General features: G+C 57.3%; 16 protein-coding genes. 9 read left to right on the top strand and 7 right to left on the bottom strand.

Annotated elements, in window-relative coordinates; translation table 11 throughout:
* Positions 1-5: 5 nt before the first annotated feature.
* The 9 genes from murD to lpxC all read left to right on the top strand — a co-directional run bounded on the left by murD (position 6) and on the right by lpxC (position 10,485).
* Positions 6-1,352, top strand: a complete 1,347-nt coding sequence (gene murD, locus ACIQYF_RS20065) for a UDP-N-acetylmuramoyl-L-alanine--D-glutamate ligase (RefSeq protein ID WP_402865298.1) — start codon at positions 6-8, stop codon at positions 1,350-1,352.
* A complete protein-coding gene (gene ftsW, locus ACIQYF_RS20070; RefSeq protein WP_402865300.1) occupies positions 1,349-2,563 on the top strand; it encodes a putative lipid II flippase FtsW in 1,215 nt (404 codons plus the stop codon). Before murD ends, ftsW begins: the two co-directional genes overlap by 4 nt.
* Positions 2,553-3,623, top strand: coding sequence for an undecaprenyldiphospho-muramoylpentapeptide beta-N-acetylglucosaminyltransferase (murG, locus tag ACIQYF_RS20075; RefSeq protein WP_402865302.1), 1,071 nt, complete (start codon positions 2,553-2,555; stop codon positions 3,621-3,623). The genes ftsW and murG overlap by 11 nt, the downstream gene beginning before the upstream one ends.
* Complete coding sequence (gene murC, locus ACIQYF_RS20080) at positions 3,616-5,076, top strand: UDP-N-acetylmuramate--L-alanine ligase (RefSeq protein ID WP_402865304.1); 1,461 nt, start codon at positions 3,616-3,618, stop codon at positions 5,074-5,076. The genes murG and murC overlap by 8 nt, the downstream gene beginning before the upstream one ends.
* Entirely contained in the window at positions 5,073-6,029 is a 957-nt protein-coding gene (locus ACIQYF_RS20085; RefSeq protein WP_402865306.1) for a D-alanine--D-alanine ligase, read from the top strand. Before murC ends, ACIQYF_RS20085 begins: the two co-directional genes overlap by 4 nt.
* Before the next feature lie 4 nt (positions 6,030-6,033).
* Positions 6,034-6,900 carry a cell division protein FtsQ/DivIB gene (locus tag ACIQYF_RS20090; protein ID WP_402865308.1) on the top strand — a complete coding sequence of 289 codons (867 nt, stop codon included), beginning with the start codon at positions 6,034-6,036 and terminating at the stop codon, positions 6,898-6,900.
* 15 nt (positions 6,901-6,915) lie between these two features.
* Positions 6,916-8,175: a cell division protein FtsA gene (ftsA, locus tag ACIQYF_RS20095; RefSeq protein ID WP_019408606.1), complete on the top strand. Its 1,260-nt coding sequence runs from the start codon at positions 6,916-6,918 to the stop codon at positions 8,173-8,175.
* Between the two features lie 71 nt (positions 8,176-8,246).
* Entirely contained in the window at positions 8,247-9,461 is a 1,215-nt protein-coding gene (gene ftsZ, locus ACIQYF_RS20100; RefSeq protein ID WP_402865311.1) for a cell division protein FtsZ, read from the top strand.
* Positions 9,462-9,573: 112 nt separating this feature from the next.
* Positions 9,574-10,485 carry a UDP-3-O-acyl-N-acetylglucosamine deacetylase gene (lpxC, locus tag ACIQYF_RS20105; RefSeq protein WP_402865313.1) on the top strand — a complete coding sequence of 304 codons (912 nt, stop codon included), beginning with the start codon at positions 9,574-9,576 and terminating at the stop codon, positions 10,483-10,485.
* An 88-nt stretch (positions 10,486-10,573) separates the two neighbouring features.
* Here the strand turns inward: lpxC and ACIQYF_RS20110 are convergent, their stop codons facing one another.
* The 7 genes from ACIQYF_RS20110 to ACIQYF_RS20140 form a co-directional block, all read right to left on the bottom strand.
* A complete protein-coding gene (locus ACIQYF_RS20110) occupies positions 10,574-11,248 on the bottom strand; it encodes a DUF2931 family protein (protein ID WP_402865315.1) in 675 nt (224 codons plus the stop codon).
* The gene (locus tag ACIQYF_RS20115; protein WP_402865317.1) at positions 11,235-11,909 is read right to left on the bottom strand and encodes a DUF2931 family protein; all 675 of its coding nucleotides are present in this window, start codon (positions 11,907-11,909) and stop codon (positions 11,235-11,237) included. Before ACIQYF_RS20115 ends, ACIQYF_RS20110 begins: the two co-directional genes overlap by 14 nt.
* Positions 11,896-12,558 carry a DUF2931 family protein gene (locus ACIQYF_RS20120; protein WP_402865319.1) on the bottom strand — a complete coding sequence of 221 codons (663 nt, stop codon included), beginning with the start codon at positions 12,556-12,558 and terminating at the stop codon, positions 11,896-11,898. Before ACIQYF_RS20120 ends, ACIQYF_RS20115 begins: the two co-directional genes overlap by 14 nt.
* Positions 12,555-14,171 (bottom strand): T6SS phospholipase effector Tle1-like catalytic domain-containing protein, encoded by a 1,617-nt coding sequence (locus ACIQYF_RS20125; RefSeq protein WP_402865321.1) that lies wholly within the window; start codon positions 14,169-14,171, stop codon positions 12,555-12,557. Before ACIQYF_RS20125 ends, ACIQYF_RS20120 begins: the two co-directional genes overlap by 4 nt.
* Before the next feature lie 133 nt (positions 14,172-14,304).
* Positions 14,305-15,810 (bottom strand): diguanylate cyclase, encoded by a 1,506-nt coding sequence (locus ACIQYF_RS20130; RefSeq protein WP_402865323.1) that lies wholly within the window; start codon positions 15,808-15,810, stop codon positions 14,305-14,307.
* A gap of 104 nt (positions 15,811-15,914) precedes the next feature.
* Complete coding sequence (locus tag ACIQYF_RS20135; protein WP_402865422.1) at positions 15,915-17,234, bottom strand: OprD family porin; 1,320 nt, start codon at positions 17,232-17,234, stop codon at positions 15,915-15,917.
* A 192-nt stretch (positions 17,235-17,426) separates the two neighbouring features.
* Positions 17,427-17,651 (bottom strand): hypothetical protein, encoded by a 225-nt coding sequence (locus ACIQYF_RS20140; RefSeq protein WP_402865326.1) that lies wholly within the window; start codon positions 17,649-17,651, stop codon positions 17,427-17,429.
* Between the last annotated feature and the right edge of the window lie 169 nt (positions 17,652-17,820).

Consider the following 17,820-nt stretch of genomic DNA (forward strand, 5'->3'; position numbering starts at 1 on the left):
AACCTGTGTCTCTGATCGCTTCTGACCACTTCCGCATCGTTGTAGGCCTCGGCAAGAGCGGCATGTCCCTGGTTCGCTTTCTAGCGCGCCAGGGTGTGTCGTTTGCTGTGGCTGATACGCGGGAAAATCCACCGGAGCTGGCCACGCTGCGTCGTGACTACCCGCAAGTGGATGTGCGTTGTGGCGAGCTGGATGTCGAGTTCCTGTGCCGTGCCGATGAGCTCTACGTGAGCCCTGGTCTGGCATTGGCGACCCCGGCGCTGCAAGCGGCGGCTGCCCGTGGCGTGAAGCTGTCGGGTGACATCGACCTGTTCGCGCGTAACGCGAAAGCGCCCATCGTGGCAATCAGTGGCTCCAACGCCAAAAGCACCGTGACCACTCTGGTCGGTGAAATGGCTGCGGCCGCTGGCAAGCGTGTAGCGGTCGGTGGCAACCTCGGTACGCCAGCGTTGGACCTGCTCAGCGATGACGTCGAGCTGTACGTGATGGAACTGTCGAGCTTTCAGCTCGAAACCACCAACCACCTGGGCGCTGAAGTTGCCACAGTGCTCAACGTCAGCGAAGACCACATGGATCGCTACAGCGGCCTGCCAGCGTATCACCTGGCCAAGCACCGGATTTTCCGGGGGGCGCGGCAAGTGGTGGTCAACCGTCAGGATGCGCTGACCCGTCCGTTGATGGGCGAAGGCCTTCCGTGCTGGACCTTCGGCCTCAACGCGCCAGATTTCAAGGCATTCGGCCTGCGTGAAGAACAGGGTGAAAAATACCTCGCCTTCGAATTCCAGAACCTGATGCCTGTACGCGAATTGAAAATACGTGGCGCCCACAATCAGGCCAATGCTCTGGCTGCTCTGGCGCTGGGGCATGCTGTGGGCCTGCCGTTCGACGCCATGTTATCGAGCCTGCGCAATTTCGCAGGCCTTGAGCATCGCTGCCAGTGGGTACGTGAACTCGATGGCGTGAGCTACTACAACGACTCCAAAGCCACCAACGTCGGCGCAGCCCTGGCGGCCATTGACGGCTTGGGCTCAGACATGGACGGAAAGCTGATCCTGATCGCGGGCGGTGACGGCAAGGGCGCTGACTTCAGCGGTCTGCGCGACTCGGTGGCCAAGCATTGCCGCGCGGTGGTGTTGATAGGCCGTGATGCCGACCTGATCAGCGCCGCTTTGGGCGATACCGTTGCGCAAATTCGTGTGGCTTCGCTGGACGACGCCGTTGCCCGCAGCCGTTCGTTGGCCTATAGCGGTGACGCTGTATTGCTGTCGCCTGCATGTGCAAGCTTCGACATGTTCAAGAACTACGAAGAGCGCGGTCACCTGTTTGCTCGCGCAGTGGAGGCCTTGGCATGATCTTCGGCTTCCTGAAACCTTACCCTTCACCGCTGATTACGGGCCGTGGGATTGACCTCGACTTCCCGTTGCTGGCCGGTTGCCTGGCGCTGCTTGGCCTCGGTCTGGTGATGATCACGTCGGCCTCGTCCGAAGTGGCCGCCTTGCAGTCGGGTAACACGCTGTACCACATGATTCGCCACCTGTTTTACATCGTGCTCGGCCTGGGCGCTTGCATCATGACCATGATGGTGCCGATTGCTACCTGGCAGCGTTTGGGCTGGATGTTGCTGCTCGGCGCATTTGCTTTGCTGGTGATGGTGTTGCTGCCAGGCATTGGCCGTGAGGTTAACGGCTCGATGCGCTGGATCGGCTTCAGCTTCTTTAACGTGCAGCCTTCGGAAATCGCCAAAGTCTTCGTGGTGATTTACCTGGCCGGTTACCTGGTGCGTCAGCAGAAGGAAGTTCGCGAAAGCTGGATGGGCTTCTTCAAACCTTTCATCGTGCTGCTGCCAATGGCCGGTCTGTTGCTGATGGAGCCCGACTTCGGTGCCACCGTTGTCATGATGGGCGCGGCGGCGGCCATGTTGTTCCTTGGCGGTGTTGGCCTGTTTCGTTTCGCCCTGATGGTGGCCTTGGCAGTGGGCGCAGTGTTTGTACTGGTACAAGCGCAGCCTTACCGGATGGCGCGTCTGATCACGTTTACCGACCCGTGGTCCGATCAATTCGGCTCTGGCTACCAGTTGACCCAGGCACTGATCGCGTTTGGTCGCGGCGAGTGGTTCGGAGTGGGCTTGGGCAACAGCGTACAAAAGCAGTTCTATCTTCCAGAGGCCCACACCGACTTCGTGTTCTCGGTGTTGGCTGAAGAGTTGGGCGTGGTCGGCTCGCTGCTGACGGTGGCGCTATTCGTGTTCGTCTGTGTGCGCGGTATGTATATCGGCCTGTGGGCTGAGCGCGCCAAACAGTATTTTGCGGCCTACATGGCGTACGGCTTGTCGTTCCTGTGGATCGGCCAGTTCCTGATCAACATCGGGGTAAACGTCGGTTTGCTGCCGACCAAAGGCCTGACCTTGCCGTTCCTCAGTTATGGCGGCAGTTCGTTGGTGATTTGCTGTGTGTGCATGGGGCTGTTGCTGCGCATCGAGTGGGAGAGTCGGACCCACCTGGGCAGCGAAGAGACCGATTTCAAAGAAAGCGACTTCGCAGAGGAGCCGAACCATGGGCGCTAATGTGCTGATCATGGCGGGCGGCACCGGCGGACACGTGTTCCCTGCGTTGGCGTGTGCCCGAGAGTTTGAAGCGCGTGGCTACACCGTGCACTGGCTCGGTACACCGCGTGGTATCGAGAACGAACTGGTTGAACCGGCGGGCTTTACCTTGCACCGGATCAACGTCGCCGGCCTGCGCGGCAAAAGCAAACTGTCGCTGCTCAAGGCGCCGTTTGTATTGCTCAATGCCTTATTCCAGGCGCGCAAGATTATCCGTCAGCTCAAGCCCGTGTGCGTGCTTGGGTTTGGTGGCTACGTTACCGGGCCTGGCGGCCTGGCAGCCAAGATCTGCGGCGTCCCGGTAATCATTCATGAGCAAAACGCGGTGGCCGGTACGGCTAACCGCTTGCTGGTGCCGATGACCCGTCGTGTGTGTGAAGCCTTCCCGCAGACCTTTGCGGCCAGCGAAAAACTGCGCACCACCGGCAATCCGGTGCGTGCCGAGTTGTTCACCCTGGCGCCACGCGCGGCACTCCAAGGGCGCAAGGCGCGCCTGCTGGTGTTGGGCGGCAGCCTTGGGGCCGAGCCGTTGAACACGTTACTGCCGCAAGCCCTGGCCAAAGTACCGGCCGAGGTGCGCCCTGAGGTGTTTCATCAGGCAGGCAGGCAGCACGATCAGATTACCGCCGAGCGCTACACCGCAGCCGGCGTCGAGGCTGACGTACAGCCTTTTATCAAAGACATGGCTCACGCCTATGGCTGGGCCGACCTGGTGGTTTGTCGCGCAGGCGCGCTGACTGTCAGTGAACTGGCTGCGGCCGGTCTGCCTTCGTTGCTGGTGCCATTGCCCCACGCGATTGACGACCATCAGAGCCGTAATGCTGAATTTTTGGCACGTGAAGGCGCGGCCTTTGTGATGCCACAAGCGACAACTGGCGCAGCCGAACTGGCTGCACGCCTGACAGAGGTTTTGATGCAACCGGAACGACTGAACAGCATGGCGACCCATGCTCGCCGCCTGGCTAAACCCGATGCCACCCGTAACGTCGTAGACATCTGCCTGGAGGTGGCCAATGGTTGAGAATCAGAAAGCCATGCCACAACCTGAAATGCGCCGCATCCGTCGTATCCACTTCGTCGGTATCGGCGGTGTGGGCATGTGCGGTATTGCTGAAGTGCTGCTCAACCTGGGTTACCAGGTGTCGGGTTCTGACCTGAATGCATCGGCGGTGACTGAACGTCTTGAATCATTCGGCGCGCACATCTTTATTGGTCACCGCGCCGAAAACGCGGCCAATGCCGATGTACTGGTGGTGTCGAGCGCAGTGAACACTTCCAACCCGGAAGTGGCCAATGCGCTGGAACGCCGTATTCCGGTCGTCCCGCGGGCCGAGATGCTCGCTGAACTGATGCGCTACCGACACGGTATCGCCGTTGCCGGTACTCACGGTAAAACCACCACCACCAGCCTATTGGCTTCGGTGTTCGCGGCCGGTGGCCTGGACCCGACGTTCGTGATCGGTGGCCGACTGAATGCAGCGGGCACCAATGCACAGCTGGGCACCAGCCGTTACCTGATTGCCGAAGCAGACGAAAGCGATGCCAGCTTCCTGCACCTGCAGCCGATGGTTGCGGTGGTCACCAATATCGACGCCGACCACATGGCGACCTACGAAGGTGACTTCAACAAACTGAAGAAAACCTTCGTTGAGTTCCTTCACAACCTGCCGTTCTACGGCTTGGCTGTGCTGTGTCTGGACGATCCGGTGGTGCGTGAAATTCTGCCACTGGTCAAGCGTCCGACCGTGACGTACGGCTTCAACGAAGACGCTGACGTGCGCGCAATCAATGTGCGTCAGCAGGGCATGCAAACCTTCTTCACGGTTCTGCGCCCTGACCGCGAGCCGCTGGATGTGTCGGTGAACATGCCGGGCAATCACAACGTGCTGAACGCCTTGGCCACCCTCTGCATTGCTTCGGATGAAGGCATCAGCGATGAAGCGATCGTTCAGGGCCTGTCGGGCTTCCAGGGTGTGGGCCGCCGCTTCCAGGTCTATGGCGAGCTGCCAGTAGAAGGCGGCAGCGTGATGCTGGTTGATGACTACGGTCATCACCCGACCGAAGTCGCAGCCGTGATCAAAGCGGTACGCGGAGGCTGGCCGGATCGTCGTCTGGTCATGGTTTACCAGCCACACCGTTTCAGCCGCACCCGTGATCTGTACGACGATTTCGTGCAGGTCCTGGCCGATGCCAACGTGCTGTTGCTGATGGAAGTCTACCCGGCGGGTGAAGAGCCCATCCCGGGTGCTGACAGCCGTCAGCTGTGCCACAGCATTCGTCAGCGCGGCCAATTGGACCCGATCTACATTGAGCGCGGCGTTGAGCTGGCGCCGATCGTCAAGCCGCTGCTGCGCGCTGGCGACATTCTGCTGTGCCAGGGAGCGGGCGACATCGGCCGCCTGGCGCCACAACTTATCAAGAGTCCGTTGTTCGCCGGCGCTGTGATGGCCGCCAGCGAGGGGAAGTTGAAATGACTGCTGCCTACGCCAATCTGTTCTCGACCATCGCCCCAGCCGACTTCGGCCGTGTGGCGGTATTGTTCGGTGGTAAAAGCGCCGAGCGTGAAGTGTCTTTGAAGTCGGGCAATGCCGTACTCAAGGCCTTGCAGGATGCGGGCGTCAACGCGTTCGGTATCGATGTGGGCGATGACTTTATCAGCCGCATCACCTGCGAAAAAATTGACCGCGCCTTCATCATTCTTCATGGCCGTGGCGGCGAAGACGGCAGCATGCAGGGCCTGCTGGAATGCCTGGGCATTCCTTACACGGGCAGTGGCATTCTGGCTTCGGCGTTGGCCATGGACAAACTGCGCACCAAACAGGTGTGGCACAGCCTCGGGATTCCAACCCCGCGTCACGCGGTGTTGAGCAGCGAAGCCGATTGTATTTCTGCAGCGAAGGAACTGAGCTTCCCTTTGATCGTCAAACCGGCGCATGAAGGTTCAAGTATCGGTATGGCCAAAGTGAACAGCGCAGACGAGTTGATCGTCGCCTGGACTGACGCCAGTAAGTACGACTCGCAAGTGTTGGTTGAGCAATGGATCCACGGTCCTGAGTTCACCATCGCCACCCTGCGTGACCAAGTGCTGCCGCCGATCGCACTGGGCACGCCGCATACGTTCTACGACTACGACGCCAAGTACGTATCAGACGATACCCAGTATCGGATTCCGTGCGGCCTTGATAGCGACAAGGAACAAGAACTCATGGACCTCACGGCGAAAGCCTGTGAGGCGATTGGTATTGCCGGTTGGGGCCGTCTGGACGTGATGCAAGACACCGATGGCCAGTTCTGGCTGCTCGAAGTCAACACCGCGCCAGGCATGACCGACCATAGCCTGGTGCCGATGGCGGCCAAGGCTGCCGGTCTGGATTTCCAGCAACTGGTGCTGTCGATTTTGGCAGCCAGTGTTGAGCCGCGAGGTTAAGACCATGCAAGGCGCATCGCTTCGTCATCAGCAACCCGTACCCGGCCGCAAGCCGGCGCCACGGGGTGCAAGCCGGATGGTGGCTAAAGAGCCGATGTCGGTGCGTGTGCCAAAAGCCAACTTTGGCTTTTTGAAAGTGCTGTTCTGGCCCGTGTTGCTGGTGGTGCTGGGATTCGCTACGTACGAAGGCGCACAACGCCTGATGCCGTACGCGGATCGCCCGATCACCAACATCAATGTGCAGGGTGATTTGACCTACATCAGCCAGCAGGCCGTACAACAGCGTATTGCGCCGTATATGGCCGCGAGTTTTTTCACGGTCGATCTCGAAGGCATGCGCACCGAGCTTGAACAAATGCCATGGATTGCCCACGCCGAAGTCCGTCGGGTGTGGCCGGACCAAGTGGTGATTCGCCTTGAAGAGCAACTGCCGGTGGCGCGTTGGGGCGATGAAGCACTGTTGAACAACCAGGGCCAGGCGTTCACCCCGCGTGAGCTGGCCAACTACGAACATTTGCCGCAGCTGTTTGGCCCACAACGGGCTCAACAACAAGTGATGCAGCAGTATCAGGTGCTGAGCCAGATGCTGCGTCCAATGGGCTTTTCGATTGCCCGTCTGGAATTGCGTGAGCGCGGTAGCTGGTTCCTGACCACCGGAGCTGGCAGTGCAGGGCCTGGAATCGAGCTGCTGTTGGGGCGCGATCACTTGGTAGAGAAAATGCGTCGTTTCATAGCCATCTATGACAAGACGCTGAAAGATCAGATTACAAACATAGCGCGCATTGATTTGCGTTATGCCAACGGATTGGCCGTCGGCTGGCGGGAACCTGTGGCACCCACGGCAGCCCAACCCGCTGTCGCGAAGAATTAAGAAGAGGCAGGACCCATGGCAAACGTGCAAAGCGGAAAAATGATCGTCGGTCTCGATATCGGCACCTCCAAAGTGGTGGCGCTGGTGGGCGAGGTCGGGGAAGACGGCACGATCGAGATCGTCGGAATTGGCACGCATCCGTCCCGTGGCCTGAAGAAGGGCGTGGTGGTGAACATCGAGTCCACCGTGCAATCGATCCAACGCGCTATCGAAGAAGCGCAGTTGATGGCCGGTTGCCGGATTCACTCGGCGTTCGTTGGCGTTGCGGGCAATCACATCCGCAGCCTGAACTCCCACGGCATTGTTGCGATCCGCGACCGTGAAGTCAGCACAGCCGACCTTGAGCGCGTTCTCGACGCTGCCCAGGCGGTTGCGATTCCGGCTGACCAGCGCGTATTGCACACCCTGGCGCAAGACTACGTGATCGACAACCAAGAGGGTGTTCGTGAGCCTCTGGGCATGTCGGGCGTGCGTCTGGAAGCCAAAGTGCACGTGGTTACGTGTGCGGTAAATGCTGCGCAGAACATTGAAAAATGCGTGCGCCGCTGCGGTCTGGAAGTCGATGACATCATCCTCGAACAACTGGCGTCGGCGTATTCGGTACTGACCGATGACGAGAAAGAATTGGGCGTGTGCCTGGTCGACATCGGTGGTGGCACCACCGACATCGCGATCTTCACCGAAGGCGCGATTCGTCACACGGCCGTGATCCCGATTGCCGGTGATCAAGTGACCAACGACATTGCGATGGCGTTGCGGACACCGACCCAATACGCCGAAGAAATCAAAATCCGTTACGCCTGTGCACTGGCCAAACTGGCCGGCGCCGGTGAAACCATCAAAGTACCGAGCGTGGGCGATCGTCCTCCGCGCGAGCTGTCCCGCCAGGCCTTGGCCGAAGTGGTCGAGCCGCGTTACGACGAACTGTTCACCCTGATCCAGGCGGAGCTGCGTCGCAGCGGCTACGAAGATCTGATCCCGGCCGGCATCGTGCTGACGGGCGGTACTTCGAAAATGGAAGGCGCCGTCGAGCTGGCAGAGGAAATCTTCCACATGCCGGTTCGCCTGGGCGTGCCGCACAGCTTCAAAGGCTTGACCGACGTTGTGCGCAATCCGATTTACTCCACCGCTGTGGGCTTGTTGCTGTACGGGCTGCAAAAGCAGTCAGACGGTATTTCCATATCGGGTATCAGCAACCGCGACAACTACAGCAGTGATGAACAAAAAGCCCCTGTGTTCGAGCGCCTCAAGCGTTGGGTTCAGGGCAATTTTTAAAGCTTGAGCTGTAACAGATTCAAAAGCAGTAGAAGTAGGCGAAAAACTAGAGAACTGAAAGGAGAGGGACCATGTTCGAACTCGTAGACAACATCCCGCAAAGCCCGGTAATTAAAGTTATCGGTGTTGGTGGTGGCGGTGGCAATGCTGTTAACCACATGGTTAAGAGCAACATCGAAGGCGTGGAATTCATCTGCGCCAACACTGACGCGCAAGCGCTGAAAAGCATTGGCGCGCGTACCATCCTGCAATTGGGCACTGGCGTGACCAAAGGCCTGGGTGCCGGCGCAAACCCTGAGGTCGGTCGTCAGGCCGCTCTGGAAGACCGCGAGCGCATCGCAGAAGTGTTGCAGGGCACCAACATGGTGTTCATCACCACGGGCATGGGCGGAGGTACCGGTACCGGTGCTGCGCCGATCATTGCCGAAGTGGCCAAGGAAATGGGGATCCTCACCGTTGCGGTGGTGACTCGTCCGTTCCCGTTCGAAGGTCGCAAGCGCATGCAGATCGCTGACGAAGGTATTCGTCTGTTGTCCGAAAGCGTCGATTCGTTGATCACGATTCCGAACGAAAAACTGCTGACCATCCTCGGTAAAGACGCAAGCCTGCTGTCGGCTTTCGCCAAGGCCGATGACGTACTGGCCGGTGCCGTTCGCGGTATCTCCGACATCATCAAGCGTCCGGGCATGATCAACGTCGACTTTGCCGACGTACGCACCGTAATGAGCGAAATGGGCATGGCGATGATGGGCACTGGCTGCGCCAGCGGTCCGAACCGTGCACGTGAAGCGACTGAAGCAGCGATTCGCAACCCGTTGCTCGAAGATGTGAACCTGGAAGGTGCTCGTGGCATCCTGGTCAACATCACCGCTGGTCCTGACCTGTCTCTGGGTGAGTACTCCGACGTGGGTAGCATCATCGAAGCCTTCGCTTCGGAACACGCGATGGTCAAGGTCGGTACTGTCATCGATCCGGACATGCGCGACGAACTGCACGTGACCGTGGTTGCTACCGGTCTGGGCGCGAAAATCGAGAAGCCGGTCAAGGTGATCGATAACACCGTACAGGCGTCGTACTCGGCTCAATCGGCCCAGTCGGCTCCATCGCGTCAAGAAACTCGTGTAGAGCGTCAGGAGCTACCAGCGGTTAACTACCGTGACCTGGATCGCCCGACCGTGATGCGTAATCAGGCTCAGCATGGCGCTACTGCGGCTGCCAAACTGAATCCACAGGATGACTTGGACTACCTGGACATCCCGGCATTCCTGCGTCGTCAGGCTGATTAATGAAATCAATCAGGGGGATTAAGGTGATTGGTGTTCAGCAAAGGCTCGGTCTGCTATTATCGCCAGCCTTTGTTGATACCAGTTCGCAATTTGCGCTGAAGCGGCCAATGCCATGATTAAACAACGCACCCTGAAAAATATTATCCGTGCCACAGGTGTCGGCCTGCACTCCGGTGAGAAGGTCTATCTGACCCTCAAGCCTGCGCCTGTGGACGCCGGCATCGTGTTTTGTCGTGCAGACCTTGACCCTGTTGTGCAGATTCCTGCCCGCGCGGAAAACGTCGGCGAGACAACGATGTCGACCACGTTGGTCAACGGCGATGTAAAAGTAGACACGGTAGAGCACTTGCTCTCGGCCATGGCTGGCCTGGGGATCGATAACGCCTACGTCGAACTCTCCGCGTCTGAAGTCCCGATTATGGACGGTAGCGCCGGACCTTTCGTGTTTCTGATTCAATCTGCCGGCCTGGAAGAACAGGACGCGCCGAAGAAGTTCATCCGTATCCTGCGTGAAGTGACAGTGGAAGATGGCGACAAGCGCGCCACTTTCGTCCCTTTCGAAGGCTTCAAGGTGAGCTTCGAGATCGATTTCGATCACCCGGTTTTCCGTAATCGCACCCAAAGTGCAACCGTGGATTTCTCAAGCACTTCGTTTGTAAAAGAAGTCAGCCGCGCGCGTACCTTTGGCTTCATGAGTGACATCGAGTACCTGCGCAAGCACAACCTCGCACTCGGCGGCAGCGTGGAAAACGCGATCGTAGTCGATTCCGATGGTGTACTGAACGAAGACGGTCTTCGCTACGAAGACGAATTCGTGAAGCACAAAATCCTCGACGCCATTGGCGATCTCTACCTGTTGGGCAATAGCCTGATTGGTGAGTTCAAAGGCTTCAAGTCAGGCCATGCACTGAACAACCAGCTGCTTCGCAAGCTGATTGAGCAAAAAGATGCGTGGGAAGTCGTGACCTTTGAAGACGCCAGCACTGCACCGATCTCGTACATGCGTCCGGTTGCGGCAGTTTAAGTAAAACTTCTTTCTCTAGTTTTTGAAGGCCACCCTCGGGTGGTCTTTTTTTGTTCGAAAATTTTGTAATGAGGCGCTGCTCTGAGCGCTACCAACTGCCATAGGGAATACCCCAGCGTTCGACGTAGCGTTTGGCGTTTTCATCGATCGGGTAGGCGTAACGCCCTTGATTGCGCCCTTGATATGGACCTAACGGTTCCACTTGGGCTTGGCCATGGTCGACTAAAACATTGTTCAAGCAGTTGTCCTGCACCCAGACCCGAATCACCCCTCCAGGTGCCAACCCTAACGTGAGGGATTGAGAAAAACTGGCTTGCCGCTCAGGTCTGGCCGGGCATCGACGCGCTGTGGAGCCGCGCATGATACTGCGAGCGTCTTCGGAGATAGTGACCCAGCCGGTGTAGGTGATTTGTTCAATGATGGACTGCCAGCGCACGTAAATGCGTTTGGGTAGATCAGCTCCGGTCATAGAGTAGTAGTTGCCTATTTCGCGCTCCCAACCTCTTGCATACTCCTTGTCCAGCCCTTCGTGGTTGGCGCCTAGTCCCCCGCCACTCGGGCCCCCGAGTAATCGGCCTTTCATGTCTTCCACGACAATTAGCTCAAGCCAGCCTTGCATGAAAGACGGCCCCACAAAGTCAATGCTCCAGGTATCACTTTTGGGGTCGTTTGCACCCGACAGAGGGTCGTTTTCACAGGCCGACAGCATCAATAGGCTTAGCAGCACAAACGCTGTTTTGAGCCGTTGCTTACCAACTGCCATAGGGAATGCCCCAGCGTTCGACGTAGCGTTTGGCGTTTTCATCGATCGGGTAGGCGTAACGCCCTTGAGTGCGCCCTTGATCCGGACCTAACGGTTCCACTTGGGCTTGGCCATGGTCGACTAAAACATTGTTCAAGCAGTTGTCCTGCACCCAGACCCGAATCACCCCTCCAGGTGCCAACCCTAACGTGAGGGATTGAGAAAAACTGGCTTGCCGCTCAGGCCAGTCCGGGCATCGGCGCGCCGTGGAGCCGCGCATGATACTGCGAGCGTCTTCGGAGATAGTGACCCAGCCGGTGTAGGTGATTTGTTCAATGATGGACTGCCAGCGCACGTAAATACGTTTGGGTAGATCAGCTCCGGTCATAGAGTAGTAGTTGCCTATTCTCGGGCGCCAGCCTCTTGCGTATTCCTTGTCCAGCTCCAAGTTTCTGGATCCTAGCCCTCCGCCACTCGGGCCCCCGAGTAATCGGCCTTTCATGTCTTCCACGACAATTAGCTCAAGCCAGCCTTGCATGAAAGACGGCCCCACGAAGTCAATGCTCCAAGTATCACTTTTGGGGTCGTTTGCACCCGACAGAGGGTCGTTTTCACAGGCCGACAGCATCAATAGGCTTAGCAGCACAAACGCTGTTTTGAGCCGTTGCTTACCAACTGCCATAGGGAATACCCCAGCGTTCGACGTAGCGTTTGGCGTTCTCATCGACCGGGTAGGCGTAACGCCCTTGATTGCGCCCTTGATATGGACCTAACGGTTCCACTTGGGCTTGGCCGTGGTCGACCAAAACATTGTTCGAGCAATTGTCCTGCACCCAGACCCGTATCACCCCTCCAGGTGCCAACCCTAACGTGAGGGATTGATAAAATCTGGCTGGTTGCTCAGGTCTGTCCGGGCATCGGCGCGCCGTGGAGCCGCGCATGATACTGCGGGTTTCTTCGGAGATAGTGACCCAGCCGGTGTAGGTGATTTGTTCAATGATGGACTGCCATCGCACGTAAATACGTTTGGGTAGATCAGCTCCGGTCATAGAGTAGTAGTTGCTCATTCTCGGGCGCCAACCTCTTGCGTACTCCTTGTCCAGCTCCAAGTTTCTGGATCCTAGCCCCCCGCCACTCGGGCCCCTGAGTAATCGGCCTTTCATATCTTCCACGACAATTAGCTCAAGCCAGCCTTGCATGAAAGACGGCCCCACGAAGTCAATGCTCCAGGTATCATCTTTTGGGTCGTTTGCACCCGACAGCGGGTCTTTTTCACAGGCCGACAGCATCAATAGGCTTAGCAGCACAAACGCTGTTTTGAGCCGTTTCATAACGCACTTCCTGTGCTCACATGGGGGTGGCGAACACGTATTCCGTCCTCCATGGGGGAGTGGAGGTAAAGCAGCTTGATGGCCTGGCCCCTGGCTTTAGCCTTGGGGTGGTTCCAATGGGCCGAGGTGTGGATGTAATGGCGTCGCAGCAATCTCTCTTCTACTGGGGGGATGCTGTAATCGCCCGCGACAAACCTGTTGCACAGCGGTTGAAGTTCCTCGGGTATCTGGAATTCAGTTTTTTCCGGAATGTCTTCAAAGGGCACTTTTTTTGCGCGTGCGAGCGCATGCATGACTCGGCAATAAACCCGTGATAACTCACCTCGCACTTCTCTGCGGATTTGCAGTCCGGCATAGACCCTTTTTCTTGGAGCGGCCAGACGGTCCTCACTGTCGGGTGGGAGTTGTTCTGCCTCGGGGGTGACAATATGCAGCGCGTCAGCGGGCCAGCCCTCGGCGATCCACTGTGCTTTGGCGTCGATGGCATCACGATAAATCGACGTTGCAGTGACGTCCTGATCAAGCGCTACATCGAGCGATTGCAGGGGCGTGACCATCAGTGCCTCTTGCATCAGTGCTCGATACCCCCCGCCGATGTCCGAGTGCACGCCTGGCAGGGTTATTTCCAGATGGTCGGGGCTGACCCGGCTTAAGGCGAAGTTAAAGCGCTTTTCATCTCGGGCGGCCAACTGCACCACGTTGCCTATTACATTTCGATTTAAGTAGAGCTGCAGGTTGGGGATATGCCTGCTGCTTAAATTGCCAAAATTGTCCCACCCAACGATTGATGCGACGGTGTCAAACAGGCCGACAAATCCCAGCTGAACATCCTTATAAGGCGCAAAGGAAGGGCTGAGTTTGAGTGCGGAGCGGTCTATCAATTCACGCCAGTAACCCCGAGTGCCGCTGGTGACATGATTGGCAAAGTGGCGGGCAGCGGCTGCGCCACGGCTAAAGCCGAACACGTCGAAGGTCACGGAGCTGATCTCGGCATCCAGATGTAACTCACTAAGACCTTGCATCCATTTGAGGAGCTCTTGAAACATTTTCCCAACCCGCTCCTCGACTCCGGTTTCGCCGCGACCTGTACCAGAGCCGAACCTGCTGTCCTTTTCACCGCGCACCGTGCCTATGCCATCCATGTAAAAGCTACGTTGCAGGCTTCTGCTCTTTCCGCTGCCCTTTAGCTCGTCATCAGACGTATACAAACGCGATAACTTGGCCACATTACTTAGATCATTCCCATAACTGCTCTCAGGATCGGCCATGTACTCCTTGCAGCTACCGTCCAGATCTTCCGCCCGCACGGGGTGATGGGCACCGCAGCGCATGCCGTCGAAGGTGTTGCTGGCGTTGTTGCCGGTGCCGTCGAAGAAAACGCCGATGCGCAGGCTCAGGTCGAACTTTCTGGCGCGTTCTTCGCGCTGTTGTTGCTCGTAATACTCGAACCCCCTTTGATAGCTGGCCGCATCGGCCGCCGCAATACGCTCGTATCTGCGGTGTTCTGCCTCTTGGTCGGCCAGCTCTTTAGCGGTCATGTCGTCGAGGTATGTGTAGCCCCCTTCGCCACCCACATGGCGCCAGATTTGGGTGGGCACGTTTTTGTTAGCCATGTGAGTCCTTTCGCAGATGAAAAGTCTGGACTCTAGGCAGGTGAGGCGAAGATGGCTGTAGGAGGGAACAGGCAAGTTTCGAAGGATGAAGATGGTTTTGTCGTAGGAGCTGCTGAAGGCTCCTACAGCGGGATTAGCTGGCAGACTTGGGCTTCAGCGCATTCAGCCCCGTTTCATTGATGTTCACCACCCTGTTTCGTCCGGCTTTCTTGGCCTGATACAGCGCTTTATCGGCAGCACTGAGCAGGGTGTCCTGATGCTCCCCCGGTTTGGCATAACGGGTGCAGGTGCCCACGCTGACAGTCAGTGTTCGATGGCCTGGCATTACGGGCGCCATGTGCTCAACCGCCAGGCGAATCTTCTCTGATAGCTGCCGTGTGCCAGGCGCGTCAGTTTCCGTCAGCACCAGCGCGAACTCTTCACCCCCGTAACGGGCGGTAAGGTCTGCTGGACGGCGTACGTGGGCTTTGATGACCTGGGCCACTTGGCGTATCGCCTCATCACCTGCTTGATGCCCGTAGCTGTCATTGAAGGATTTGAAGTGGTCTATATCAATCATGATCAGCGAAACCGGGTGGCCCGTGCGTTGTGCTCTGCGCCACTCCAAATCAAGGGTCCGGTCCAGGGTGCGGCGGTTAGCCAGCCCGGTCATCGGGTCGGTCGATGCCAGGGCTGCGAGTTCTCGCTCTGCAGAATGGCGCAGATGCAATTCGCGAAGCAGCAGCCAGGTCAGCCATAGCAAACCGAGGCACAACAGCAGCGTTGCGCTGCCGATCAGCAGGGCGGTGTGCTGCCAGTTGTTGAAAATGCTGGAGGCCGAAATGGCCGCCACCACGATGAGGGGCAGATCGTGGACCTTCGCGAAATTAAACAGGCGCTCATGGTGATAGATTCCGGACATGGCCATAAAGCTGCCAAACGGCTCATTCAGGATCCGAATAAAGTTGGGCGCCTGGCTGAGGTCCTGGCCGATGGAAATCTTGCTCGTTGGCGGGTATTGCATCACGAGTGTGCCGTCAGTCCCGAGCAGGCTGATATTGCCGCTCGGACCAATGTCCAGGCCTCGGAACAGGCTCTGGAAGTAGGCCAGTTTTAATTGCCCGACAGCCACGCCAGCAAAAGTGCCGTCCGGCGCCGATATTCTGCGGCTGAGGATGAGCACCCAGTCTTGGCTGTGCGGGTTCGCGAGATAAGGCTGGCTGATATACAGCTCATCGTTGATCGGATTTATCTGCGCCGTGAACCAGGGTTGCAGGCTGGCGTTGTCTGGAGCGCGCACGTGGGGGGTGGAGCGGCTAATCAGTTTGCCTTGAGCGTCCAGTACATAGAATCCGGCATTGGAGGGGGTCTCATTGGACCTGTCAAAGAGCAATGCCTGCTGGATCTGCGGCGTTAGCGTGGACAAGGCCTGGGTTTGCAGCAATTCGATCAGGTTGCTGAGCGCCGAATCATAGATCGAGAACGTGTTGCGAATATCACGATTGATTAACTGCACGATGTTCAGCGTTGAGCGCTTGGCATCTTCTTCGGTATTACGGTACTCGCGGACCAGTAAATAGCTGACGATGCTGAGAATGACAACCACCGAGCACGCAGTCGCCCAAATCAGCATGCCCCGGGTAATGATGGGTGTACGCAAAGAATATTTAATGGCATTACCCTCGCGGCTGTAAATCGTACACGCCCTAAGGTAGAGCCCTCTAGGCATAAGGCCAGCTTAAAAGCTGGCCTTATGGTCACGATTTAAAATACATCGAGAGGATAGTCAATAATTACTCGGTACTCGTCGACATCGTGGTCGACTGTTTGATAAACCGCATTGCCCCGGTTGGTTGCCCAGCGCAGTGTCAGGCCCAGGTCTTTGGCCTTACCTTCCTGAACCACATACTTAAGCCCCAGGTCACGTTCCCAGTGATGGGCGTTTTTGCCGTCCGGGTTGTACCAGTTGCTGTAGCCGATGCTGTTGGGGTCGGCTTTGGTCAGATCCAGTTCACCGCGTGAGTAGGAGGCTGTGCTGGTCAGGCCGGGAATACCGATGCCTGCAAAATCATACTCGTATTGCAGTTTCCAGGAGCGCTCGTTCGGGCCGTTGAAATCGGAATACTGCTGCGAGTTGTCGAGGTAAACACTGTCACCTTGGTTGATGTAGTCAAACGGTGTATTACCGTTGACCCGTTGATACACCGCCGTCACTTTGTGCCCGTCAATCCCCACCGCCATGTGCAGGCTGAAGGTGTTGTTATCAATGTCACCCAGAAGCGCCTTGCCGCTGTCCTGCGTGTGATAGAAATGCAGGCCGGGGTTCAGGGTAACGCTGTCGCTCAGGGTGTGGGTGTAGTCCAGATCGTAGTAGTACTGGTTCCAGACATCCTTGAGCTGTGCGGCGTACAGGTTGCTGGTGATCTCTGGGATACCGCTGAACGACGCGCCCGCCCAGGTCAGGTGTTTGCTGGTCTGGTCGCCTAAATCGCCGTAGGTCGTGGTCAGGCGCTTCATGCCGCTCTGGTTGTAAGGTTTGTCGAAACTCACCTGGCCGCCTTCTAACATCCACCCGGCGAAGCTGTGGTTGGTCAGGCTAATGCCCTGGAAGGTCTGCGCCAGCATGCGGGTCTCACCGCCTGCAATTACCGGGTTGGTTAGAAAAATGTCCCCGGCTTTGAGTTCGGTATCAAACGCACGCATCTTAAACGCGGCACCGCCCGACGAAAAATCGGTGGGCGCTTTGCCGTTGCCACTGCCGACCGGCAGGATGCTGCTGCCATCTGTGCCGCCACCGCCGTCCAGTTTCAGGCCCAGCATGGCATAGGCATCCAGGCCAAAACCGACCACGCCGGGGGTGAAGCCTGACGAGAACTTGGCGATGAAGCCTTGGCCCCACTCTTTGCTGTCATCCAGATGCGAGCTGTGGATGTCGTGGTTCATGTAGTAGTTGCGCAGGTGCAGGTTCAGGCTTGAACCGTCGATAAACCCGTCTTTGGAGGTGTCGTCGTCAGCGTGAGCAAATACCGGGATCGTTGCAGTTAATGCGATGAATAAGGGACTGAGTTTGAGTGAGTGCTTCACCATTGGGAGGCTCCTTGATAGTGGCGGCAGTTTTTATTTTCTTTAAGTCTTCAGTTCTTATTTGAAGGCGCCAGCACGGTGGTGATGCCTTTTTTCGAAACAAAAAAAAGCCGCTAGCATAGCGGCTTTTGAAACAATCAGTCACATATGAATCTTGAGACTGACTGGGTCGGGAAGTTTTTGCACGTGAAATCAGCTGTCTTTTGATTCATTCGACACGCTGGCTTTAACCTGCGTTTGCTGGGGGTTAGCGTCATTTTGATGGCTGGCTGCGAGTTCCGTTTGGTGCTCTTCAAAGGCAGCTGCGCGGGCTGCATTTTGCGCGACGAACGCAGGCGATTCTTCCGCCATGGCCAAGGGCGACAACAACAAAGACGACAAAACGAAAACGCTAGCCATACCCATACTGGTGGACATTTTTGAGACCTTCTTGCAAAGCAAGTGCTGTGTGATGGGCTAAATCTACAGCGCATGCCGCGACTGAAAAAGGGCCTTTCTGTACAAGGACTGTTGCGTTTTAAGTAACAACGCGCTTGGGGTGACAGCCGGGTAAAACCCGGCTGAATCAAGACCTGCGGCGTGAGTC

Origin of the sequence: Pseudomonas sp. NPDC096917 (assembly GCF_044762555.1) — a bacterium.
Classification (GTDB): domain Bacteria; phylum Pseudomonadota; class Gammaproteobacteria; order Pseudomonadales; family Pseudomonadaceae; genus Aquipseudomonas.

What these genes read in the sequence shown, in the direction of transcription:
- ftsZ (WP_402865311.1), top strand. Translation starts at nt 8,247, where the DNA reads ATGTTCGAACTCGTAGACAACATCCCGCAAAGCCCGGTAATTAAAGTT.
- ACIQYF_RS20110 (WP_402865315.1), bottom strand. Translation starts at nt 11,248, where the DNA reads ATGGCAGTTGGTAAGCAACGGCTCAAAACAGCGTTTGTGCTGCTAAGC.
- ACIQYF_RS20140 (WP_402865326.1), bottom strand. Translation starts at nt 17,651, where the DNA reads ATGTCCACCAGTATGGGTATGGCTAGCGTTTTCGTTTTGTCGTCTTTG.
- ACIQYF_RS20120 (WP_402865319.1), bottom strand. Translation starts at nt 12,558, where the DNA reads ATGAAACGGCTCAAAACAGCGTTTGTGCTGCTAAGCCTATTGATGCTG.
- ACIQYF_RS20125 (WP_402865321.1), bottom strand. Translation starts at nt 14,171, where the DNA reads ATGGCTAACAAAAACGTGCCCACCCAAATCTGGCGCCATGTGGGTGGC.
- ACIQYF_RS20115 (WP_402865317.1), bottom strand. Translation starts at nt 11,909, where the DNA reads ATGGCAGTTGGTAAGCAACGGCTCAAAACAGCGTTTGTGCTGCTAAGC.
- murG (WP_402865302.1), top strand. Translation starts at nt 2,553, where the DNA reads ATGGGCGCTAATGTGCTGATCATGGCGGGCGGCACCGGCGGACACGTG.
- ACIQYF_RS20090 (WP_402865308.1), top strand. Translation starts at nt 6,034, where the DNA reads ATGCAAGGCGCATCGCTTCGTCATCAGCAACCCGTACCCGGCCGCAAG.
- murC (WP_402865304.1), top strand. Translation starts at nt 3,616, where the DNA reads ATGGTTGAGAATCAGAAAGCCATGCCACAACCTGAAATGCGCCGCATC.
- ftsW (WP_402865300.1), top strand. Translation starts at nt 1,349, where the DNA reads ATGATCTTCGGCTTCCTGAAACCTTACCCTTCACCGCTGATTACGGGC.
- lpxC (WP_402865313.1), top strand. Translation starts at nt 9,574, where the DNA reads ATGATTAAACAACGCACCCTGAAAAATATTATCCGTGCCACAGGTGTC.
- ACIQYF_RS20085 (WP_402865306.1), top strand. Translation starts at nt 5,073, where the DNA reads ATGACTGCTGCCTACGCCAATCTGTTCTCGACCATCGCCCCAGCCGAC.
- ftsA (WP_019408606.1), top strand. Translation starts at nt 6,916, where the DNA reads ATGGCAAACGTGCAAAGCGGAAAAATGATCGTCGGTCTCGATATCGGC.